The 9,217-nt window shown below is 62.5% G+C and carries 7 protein-coding genes; 4 read left to right on the top strand and 3 right to left on the bottom strand.

From position 1 onward, the window contains the following. Nucleotides 1-130 precede the first annotated feature (130 nt). Complete coding sequence (locus JAO74_RS16860) at nucleotides 131-343, top strand: hypothetical protein (RefSeq protein ID WP_199040899.1); 213 nt, start codon at nucleotides 131-133, stop codon at nucleotides 341-343. A gap of 50 nt (nucleotides 344-393) precedes the next feature. On the opposite strand, the gene JAO74_RS16855 is transcribed toward JAO74_RS16860, so the two are convergent. Continuing rightward, on the bottom strand, nucleotides 394-702 hold the full coding sequence (locus tag JAO74_RS16855; RefSeq protein WP_199040896.1) for a hypothetical protein: 309 nt from the start codon (nucleotides 700-702) through the stop codon (nucleotides 394-396). Nucleotides 703-865: 163 nt separating this feature from the next. Between JAO74_RS16855 and JAO74_RS16850 the strand changes: the two genes are divergently transcribed. Beyond that, nucleotides 866-1,615 carry a Crp/Fnr family transcriptional regulator gene (locus JAO74_RS16850; protein ID WP_233151130.1) on the top strand — a complete coding sequence of 250 codons (750 nt, stop codon included), beginning with the start codon at nucleotides 866-868 and terminating at the stop codon, nucleotides 1,613-1,615. Nucleotides 1,616-1,901: 286 nt separating this feature from the next. Further along, complete coding sequence (locus JAO74_RS16845; protein WP_199040893.1) at nucleotides 1,902-2,609, top strand: transposase; 708 nt, start codon at nucleotides 1,902-1,904, stop codon at nucleotides 2,607-2,609. Nucleotides 2,610-3,002: 393 nt separating this feature from the next. On the opposite strand, the gene JAO74_RS16840 is transcribed toward JAO74_RS16845, so the two are convergent. Beyond that, a complete protein-coding gene (locus JAO74_RS16840) occupies nucleotides 3,003-4,610 on the bottom strand; it encodes a DUF5060 domain-containing protein (RefSeq protein WP_233151129.1) in 1,608 nt (535 codons plus the stop codon). A 77-nt stretch (nucleotides 4,611-4,687) separates the two neighbouring features. On the opposite strand from JAO74_RS16840, the gene JAO74_RS16835 reads away from it, so the two are divergent. Further along, on the top strand, nucleotides 4,688-6,025 hold the full coding sequence (locus JAO74_RS16835) for an MFS transporter (RefSeq protein WP_332908839.1): 1,338 nt from the start codon (nucleotides 4,688-4,690) through the stop codon (nucleotides 6,023-6,025). A gap of 72 nt (nucleotides 6,026-6,097) precedes the next feature. Here JAO74_RS16835 and JAO74_RS16830 read toward each other — a convergent pair whose 3' ends face one another. After that, nucleotides 6,098-9,217 (bottom strand): TonB-dependent receptor domain-containing protein, encoded by a 3,120-nt coding sequence (locus tag JAO74_RS16830; RefSeq protein ID WP_199040888.1) that lies wholly within the window; start codon nucleotides 9,215-9,217, stop codon nucleotides 6,098-6,100.

Below are 9,217 nucleotides of genomic sequence, written 5' to 3'. Positions count from 1 at the left end.
CGGGTTGCCGGTCATGGTTCAGCTTCACAATTCATGGCGAAAGGGTCGGCGACATTCACGAGCGATGCAGTAATCTATGTTAACACTACCAAACGAAATTTTGGCATCCTTCACCGCGAGGGGGACCGATATGCACCGCTACGCTGAAACGCTGAATGCCCTGAACATCGCGCTGAACCTGATGATCGAGGAAGGCGACACGTGTCGGGTCGCGTCAATTTCCCACCCTCTTCACATGGCGGAGAACCAATTGATGCTCCGGCGGGCGGAAATGTTGACGGCCAGCATAGCGGCACGGTCGATGAGCCAGCCTAACCAAACAACCGTGCAGACCTCTCAATAGGCAGAGGCATTCCACCATCCCTGCCATCAATGCGGCTCGGCTGGTGATGATCAATTATCCCCGACTGCAGTCTGGTCGCCCGCGTCCAGCGACAATGTCTGGGCGATCGCCTGAAGCAATTGACCTACCCGGTCGTCATCCCGTTGCCCTTCTACTTGAGCAGAGGCGATCTCGCTCGCCGTGTCGATCGCAATGTCGACGACCGCGATGGCCCGACTAAGCGGCAGGATACCGACCGCCACCAGTTCGTGGATCAGACTTTCCACCAAGAGAAGCGCTGCCCGTCCCGGCGCGGAGGTCGCGGCCCGAAACGGATCGTGCTCGTGCAGCTCATCCCTATACATCACCAGCCGTCCCAAGCAGCAATGCGAAGGTATCGTACCTCCAACCGCCGTTGCCCGTGCCTACGCCGACGATGAAAACGGCTATAGCTCTACACTTGAAGAACGCCACCCTGATATTAACTTTCGACAATATTCAGATACAATATATTCCGATGCATATCGGTTTATTGTGTTATTCATGGTTAACCGCTTCATCAACAAGCTGACGGGCTTCGTCGACTTGACATCGAATGAAATCTCCGTGTTGCGCGAAGCGACCGCCTTTCCCCGCCGTTTTGACGCCCGTCAGGACCTCATTCGAGAGGGCGATACGCCGGGACCGGTATTCGTCGTGCTCGATGGCTGGGTATGCCGCTACAAGATCCTGCCCGCCGGGACGCGCCAGATCATGGCATTCCTGTTGCCGGGTGATGCCTGCGATCTGCACATGGGCATGTTTCCGGAGATGGATCACAGCATTCAGGCGCTGACACCGGCACGGGTGGCGGTGATCCCACAAGCCGACATGCACCGGATGATGGAAAAGCATCGCGGCATCGCCCGCGCCATGTACATGGCACAGCTGGTCGACGAGGCGACCTTGCGCGCCTGGATCGTCAGCATGGGCCGGCGCAGCAGCGTGGAACGTATCGCGCACCTGGTATGTGAGCTCTATCTGCGCGCTCACGGCAGCGGACTGGTCACCGGCAGCGAGTTTGCCTTGCCGCTCTCCCAGATCATCCTGGCCGATACGCTGGGGATGACGCCTGTGCACATCAACCGGGTGCTGAAGGAGTTGCGCCTCGCCGGCGCCATGAAACTGGCCCGTGGCAGTCTGACGATCATCGACCCGATCCGGCTCGTCCAGATTGCCGGCTTCGATGAGAACTACCTGCACCGCCGGCTTGGTCAGCCAGTGATTGCAACTGCGGAAAGCGGCCACGATTAAAGATCGCAATGTTGATCTACAATAACATGGGGTGAGACAGCGGAAGCTATAACTTGGTGCGAATGGGGATGAGCGATGTCGCGACAACAAGTCTCACGCACCACAGACCAAGCATCATCGTCAGCACAGGTTCGAACGCTAATTGACCTGTTCAGCCTGCCCCCTGCGCCACATGTAGCAATGCTGCCGACAAGCGATGCCGTAGCATTGGCGCCGCTCTGGGCAGCCGATGCCCTGCACCGGGCCAATAACCTTGCCCAGATGGCTTCGGCGCTGAATTCAGTTTGTGGTCGCAGGGCTTTGGGCGGAGCAGTCGAGGAGGCAGGCGTCACGGCGCGCGCTTTGGCACGAGCCTATACTGAACTTGGGGCACGGGAACTGGGCTGTGGTCCGGCCCTTGTCGAGGCGAACCTCAAGGGTGGGACGTCCGCGCAACCGCAAGGCACGGACGTTGTGGGATGCGATCCAGTATATCGCCGCAACGGGGTGCCCGTGGGCGCAACTGCCGAAGGACTTCCCACCCTTCACCACGGTGCAGGATCATTTCTACGGGATGCGCGACAACGGCCTGCTCGATGCGGTCAACGCGGTGCTGGTAACGGGGCGCAAACGCCACATAGTGATCAATATGCTCGAAGGGGTGGTACACGCTGCCGGTATTCAGGATCGCGACGGAGCCCCGGGTCGGATCGAGCGATCCTGCGATACGCATCCTGCCATTATCAGGCTGCTCGCCGACGGTGGCTATGCCGGGCAAAAGCTCCGGGCAGCGGTCGCGCATATCGATCGGCTGACGATCGAAATCATCAGGCGCTCCGACCTGACGGGCTTCGTCGTCCTGCCCCGGCGCTGGATCGTCGAGCGCACCATGGCATGGCTCAACCGGTGTCGGCGTCTCGCCAAAGACTGGGAGGCATCCATCGCTTTGTCCGAGGCTTGGATGATCGTCTCATCCATCAGGCGAATGACGCGCCGTATCGTCAAACTCGAATGACGAGTCGGGCTCTGAGATCCAACTGTAAACGCATGAGCCCTGAACAAGGCCAGGTGCGCCAGATTGGCGCGTCTATCGACGCCACCAATCCGCACCAAGCGCCTACGCTGCAATGATTAAATCTGATGCTTTACGTCCTGATCGGGACGGTGTGGCGGAGCTGTCAGTCTAACGCGAACCGCTCTCCTCACGATGCACCTCGGTCTTTGCCGTATCCTAACCCACTACTTAAACCAGCCGGTGCATTGGTTTGACGGAGCTGCGGGGTATTCAAGGAGTGAGCGCTGCTTGAACATGTCGAGCAGTCCAAAGCGGCCGTTTCGGTTCTCGCAAGTTCCACCCCGGCGGCCGCCTTGCTTCACTGCACTTGATCGTAAGGGATCGTGCTTCTTTTCACACGGCAACCATCCGGATCGCCATATACGGTCGCCCCGGCAGCGCGATGCTTGGTCGATTGAAATCATGAACGTCATAATCGCTCGCCCGTGCCATGGAAAAATGTCCGTCGGCGCGATCGATCGTCATGTTCCACGTGTCGATGATGTCGAGATGATATCGCTTCAACGACTCAGGCCCCTTGCCCGGCAACCGGACCTGCCAGACATCCGGCTTTTCCTGCCCGAAATAGCGCAGATACCAGGCATATTCCTGCCCTCCCAAATGATATCCCCACCAGGGCTGGATGGCATCTATACCGGTGCCTGGCCCCTCCTCCATGATCCGCTTCAGGAATGCGAGGCGTGGTGCGCTGGTCCCGGCCAGACTGCCCCCCTGCCCCAGCCATGAGAAATCGGCGTTTCGATTGGGCTCGGTCGTTTCGCTATGACCGACATAGGTGCCGCCGACAGTCGCCCACCAGAAACGCTCGGTCATCTCCTCGCCCGTCAGGTTGCCCCAGCGCTTGGTCGAGTTCCCCTCGTAGCAGACCTCGTCGAAGATCACCGGCTTGCCCGTCATCGTCCGGTGCAGCTCGGCGCGGTTATCGTCCAGCACGGCAGCGCCATTCTGGACGCTGGCATGGGTGATCCACGGTTTGCGGTGGTCGTAATAGGTGTTGATCTGGTGGATCGACCGCAGCCGGTCGTGCGGGTCGGCCGCGACCAGCACGCCGAACAGATGGTCCCAGTCGGCGACCGACTTGCTCTTGATGGCGTCATATTCGTTGGCCATCGACCACCAGACGTTGCGATACGCCCCCCACCGCGCGGCGACGTAGCGCAGATACCGCTCGTCGTCGGCGCGGGTCATGTCCGAATAGCCGCGTTTCTCGTCATAGGGGTGATAGAGGATGATGTCGGCCTGGATGCCCTGATCGCACAAGGCGCGGATGCGATCCTCGAACCGTCGGAAATAGGCGACATCGAAGCGCGCCGGGTCCCAGTTCGCCGCACCGGGACCGGTACGGACGAACGGGTCGGTCACCGCCGAGGGCACATTGGGAAATACGCACATCCGCATCTTGTTGAACGGCGATGCGCGCAGCGTGGCCAATGTCTGCGCGCATTTGGCATCGGATTGCAGCGCCCAGGAATAGCTGGTGGTCCCGATCTGCCGGTACGGCGTGCCATCGGCATGGACGAAGTGGAAACCGTCGCGCGTGACGCGGACCGGCCCGTGATTGCCCCGGCCCGGCTCGACTGCGCGCACGCTGCCGGTCTGCCCATCCAGCGCGGTGGCATTGCTCGTCGTCGTCCACCGCCACAGGCCGAGATCGGGCGGACTGAACCGCACCCGGTACGTACCGTCGCCATCGTAGAATCCCGGCACGCGAACCGGGCGACCATCGCAGGTGAAGGTCGCGGACACGCGGACATCGTCGAACGGGTTGCCCGATGCAGGACCGGTCAGCGCGATCTCGTACAGTCCCCATCGTTCGGTGCGGTCGGCTCGTCCCGCCCCCATCGCCCCGCTCGACGCGGCGGCGGCGACCACCGTGCTGCCTTGCAGGATTCCCCGTCGCGTGATGTTCATCTGCCCCTCCGTCATGATCCGGTTCGCCATCGCGACCGTCCAGCCGGAATATGCTACCTGCCTAGACCCGCCAATAATACTATTATATGCGAATGCCTGTCGCGAGTGTGGCAGGACCCGTCCTGACCGGTAACGCCGCCAAGGGAGAAGCAGGGATGACGACACTGGCGCAACGGCCCACCGTGCAACAGTCCGCGGACTGGAAGAATACCATCCTTGCGGGACTGGCGAACTATATCGACGCCGGCTCGATCGTTGCCGGCGCTGCGGCGCTGGCACTTTGGATGGAGGCGTACCGGATGAGCAACAATCTGGTGGGCCTGATCGCCGCGCTGGGGCCAAACGCGATATCCGCAGGCGTCGGTGCGCTGATCGGCGGCCGGCTGTGCGACCTGTTCGGCCGCAAGCGGATCTACCAGTACGACATGCTGTTCTACGCGTTCGGCATGATGTGGCTGGTGTTCGCCATGAACGTGTGGATGGTCGTCATCGGCTTTTTTCTGGTGGGGCTGGCCGTCGGCGCCGACATTCCCGCCTCATGGTCGCTGATCGCCGAGATGGCGCCGGACAAGCAGCGCGGCAAACATAGCGGCGTGGCGCAGATCCTGTGGTATATGGGGCCGGTCGTCGTGCTGCTGATGTTCCTCGTCCTGACGCCGCTGGGGCTCCTGGGCGCCCGCATCGTCTTCGCCCATCTTGCCGTGCTGGCAATCGCGCTGACGTTCCTGCGTTCGAAGATGCATGAATCGCCGCGCTGGGTGGAAGCGCAATGGGCCGTCGCCACCGGCCCGGATACCGCCGCGGAACCCAAGGTGCGCGTCCGCGACCTGTTCACCCGCCAGCACATCAGATCGATGGCGTTTCTGGTCGGCATGTACATGTTCTGGAACCTGTGGGCCGGGACGAACGGGTTCTTCTTTCCCTATATCCTGCGTACGGTCGGCGACCAGAGCCAAGCGACCGCCGTCGCAGTGCAGACGCTGAGCTTCCTGATCGGCATGTTGTCGATCGCGTTCATCTTCATGCGCGTGTCGGACAGGGTGAACCAGCGAAAGTTGTTCCTTGTCTCCGCGATCATCCAGGTCGTCGGCATGGCGTTGCTGGCGATTTTCCCGCTGACGTTGCCGCTGGCGATCATCCACGTGCTGCTGATGGCGATCGGACAGGGCTTCGGCGCGCAGTGCTTCTTCCAGCTGTGGAGTTCGGAACTGTTCCCGACGCTGTTGCGCAGCACCGCGCAGGGCGTGATGTTTGCGGTTGTCCGCATCGTGCTGGGTTTCTGGAGCTTCTTCGTGCCGGTGCTGACCGCCACGGGCTTCCACACGCTGGCCTGGATCCTGACCGGGTTCCTCGTGCTGAGCGGGATCATCGGCTATTGGGGCGCGCCCCGCAACGAGGGAAAATCGCTGGAGGAGATCGAGGCGGAGCGGATCGCGCTCGCCTGACCTCGAACGGATGCACCGAATACGAAAAAAGGGCGGCGTCGCAACGCCGCCCTTTTTCATGGTGCCCCCGGATCAGAAGTTCAGACGAACACCGGTGTAGAAACGCCGGCCGATCGGATCATAGGTGCCGGCCGCCGTCTCCGTCCCAGTCACGCTGCCGGTCAAGCCGGTGATGACCGGTGCCGGCTGCGTGTTGAGCAGGTTGTTCACGCCGAAATACCACTGATACGTCTTGCCGATATTATAGCGGATCTGCGTATCGAGATAGAATTTGGAATCGACGCGAAACAGCTTCTTGTTGGGCAGCGAACCATCGGCCAGCAGGAAGCGGGCGCGATACTGGTCGTCCAGATATGACGCGCCGATATACTGGCCGTTGAAGGAAATGCCGAAGTCGTCGATGTCGTAGGCGAGCACGATCTGGCCGCGATCGGCCGGATTGTTGATCTCGCCGTCCGTCCGGTCGAAGGCGGCGCCGGTCAACGGGGTGCCGCCCTGCCGGATCAGATGGGTATAGCTGACCGACAGCGATGCGGTGCCGCCCATGCCCCAGTCCTGCAGATTCTGCCGGTAGGAGAAGGTGGTGTCGATACCCTCCGTCGACAGGCCGCCGCTGTTGATGAGGGCGGAATCCACCTGCTGGATCGATCCCGCGCTGTACGGCCCCGATGCGATCGACCGCCGCGAGATCAGCGAGCAGAACTCCGGATCGTTGTTCAGATAGCATTGTTGCAGGATGAAATCGCGGCTGGTGCGGGCGATCGCGTCGTCCAGCTTGATGTTGTAATAGTCGACCGTCAGCGTCAGGTTGCGCAGGGCGTGGATGGAGATCGGGTTGATGACCGCCCCCAGCGTATAGGTCCGCGCCGTCTCCTCGCGGATATTGGGGTTGGAGACGTTGAGACCACCGACGCCCTGCTGATCGGACTGGTTGAGCACGAACAGGCCGTTGGGGTTGGCCGCGCTGACATTCGCCTGGATGTTCGACAGCACACCGGCATTGGCACGGCAGACGGTGCTGGTCGTACCCGTCGTCGTCAGCGTGACCCCGGCGCAGGGGTCGTTGACCGACCCGACGGTGACGGTGGCCGCCGCGAACAGCTCGCCGATATTGGGGGCGCGAACGGCATGGGCATAGACGCCGCGGATGCGGATGTCCTGCACCGGCGACCATTCGATCCCGGCGTTATAGGCATAGAAGGTGCCGACCGTCGAATAATCGGACACGCGTGCCGCACCCCGGACCGTCAGCTGCCTGATGAACGGCGTGTCGTGGATCAGCGGCACGATCACCTCACCATACGCTTCCTTGACGTCGAAGCTGCCGGCGGTGTTGGTCTGTTGCAGATATGAATTGCGCGCGGCGTTCGACAGCGGATCGAACACCTCGCGGCTGGCCTCCTTGCGGTATTCGGCGCCGATCGACACGCCGACATCGCCGGCCGGCAGCGTGAACAGCGAGCCGGAGAGATTGGCGGCAGCGACGTTCAGCGTCTGCGATGCGTCGCGGGTCGACACCGCCGCCAGATAGGCGATCGATTCCGGCGACGCCCTGCCAGCACCATAGACGTTCCACGGCACGCACCCCTGCGCGCGCGCCTCCGCACTGGCGCAGATCGCATCCGTCGTGCTGCCGTTGCGGTTGACGTCGTACACGTCGGCGATCACGTCGAGCGCCTGGACCGCGCGATCCTGATTGATGAGTCCGCCGAAGGTACTGGCCGCCTTGGTCTTGCCCCAGCTATAGGACGCTTCCCAGTCCCACTTGCCCAGCTTGCCGTCCGCGCCGACGACCATGCGCAGGTTCGTCCGGTCGAAATCGCCGACGCGGGTGCCGAAATCGGTCAGGCGTCGCGACACCGCGACATCGCGGAAACCGTCGCCGTTGGTATCGGTGGCGACATTGTACAGGCCGGCCGGCACCAGCGGATTGCGCACGATCTGCGATTGCGCGGCATTGGCCGGGTTCACCACGCGCTGTTCGATATTGTACCGCCCATTGCCCTGCCGGAACAGGCCGAGGCCGCCGGTCGGCACCAGCGGCGACGGTTCCAGCAGCGCGCGCGAGGTGACGTTGCCATATGTGCCTTCCGCGAAGACGTTGATCGCGGGCGCTACCTGGAAATTCGCGCGCGCGGCGAAGTTGCGGCGTTCCAGCGGGGTCGAGATGGCGTCATACGGCGTGCGGTTGAAGCCGTCAGTGCCGATCGCGAAGGGGCGGACGATGCCGCTGCCATCGACGATGTAGTTACCCGTGCCGGCGTTGAACGTGCTGGCGGGCACCACGCTCGACGGATTGTACTGCGCCCTGAACAGGTTCTGCGCCGCCGTCAGGTTGGCATCGGTCCGGTTGTTGCTACGCTGAAGCGCGCCGACGCTGGTCTGGTCGTTGGCGCTGCGCGACCGGGCGTAGGAGGGAACCGTCCCCTGCTTCTGCCAGCCGCCGTACAGGATGATATTGCCGCGATCATCGGCGAAATTCGTACCCGCGGTCAGGTTGACGGCATATTGATCGTCGTCGCCATATTGGGAAATCCCGGTCTGCGCATTGAGCTGCAACCCCTCGTAATTCTTCTTGTAGATGAAGTTGACGACACCCGCGATCGCATCCGAGCCGTAGACGGCGGACGCGCCGCCGGTCAGCACGTCCACCCGCTCCACGAAGGGGCTGGGGATCATCGTCAGGTCGACCTGCGCCGATCCCGGCACGCCCGCCACCACGCGGCGGCCGTCGATCAGCACCAGCGTGCGGTTCGGTCCCAGATTGCGTAGGTTGACCGTTGCCAGACCCGCGCTCAGCGCGCCGTAGTTGGAGGTATTGCGCGACTGGCCCGGCACGCCGAACGCCGGGTTCTGCTGCAACACCTCCTGCACGTCGATGCGGCCGGTCCGCGCGATGTCCACCGCCGTGATCGCCTGCAACGGTGATGGCGAGGTCAATGTCGGGCTGCGGATACGGCTGCCGGTCACGACGATCGCCTGATCGGTCGGCGCGTCGTCGGCTCGGGCACCATCGACCTGCGCGGCCGCCTCTGCCGGCGTAGTCGCGACCGCCTGTCCCTGCGGGATAGTGGCCGACGCCTGCCCATAGGCCGGCATGGCCATGGCGAACAGCGTCGCCGCGCTGGTGCCGGCCAGCAAGACGCCCTTCATCCCCGCAATGGCGAACGAACCCTCTTTGATTCCATGCAT

It is taken from the genome of Sphingomonas mollis (assembly GCF_016427505.1).
In the GTDB taxonomy this organism is placed as follows: domain Bacteria; phylum Pseudomonadota; class Alphaproteobacteria; order Sphingomonadales; family Sphingomonadaceae; genus Sphingomonas; species Sphingomonas mollis.
This window is presented reverse-complemented; position numbering and strand designations above follow the sequence as displayed.

Excerpts from the sequence above, each read along its gene's own strand:
- JAO74_RS16860 (WP_199040899.1), top strand. The coding sequence starts at position 131 with ATGCACCGCTACGCTGAAACGCTGAATGCCCTGAACATCGCGCTGAAC.
- JAO74_RS16850 (WP_233151130.1), top strand. The coding sequence starts at position 866 with ATGGTTAACCGCTTCATCAACAAGCTGACGGGCTTCGTCGACTTGACA.
- JAO74_RS16840 (WP_233151129.1), bottom strand. The coding sequence starts at position 4,610 with ATGGCGAACCGGATCATGACGGAGGGGCAGATGAACATCACGCGACGG.
- JAO74_RS16830 (WP_199040888.1), bottom strand. The coding sequence starts at position 9,217 with ATGCATGGAATCAAAGAGGGTTCGTTCGCCATTGCGGGGATGAAGGGC.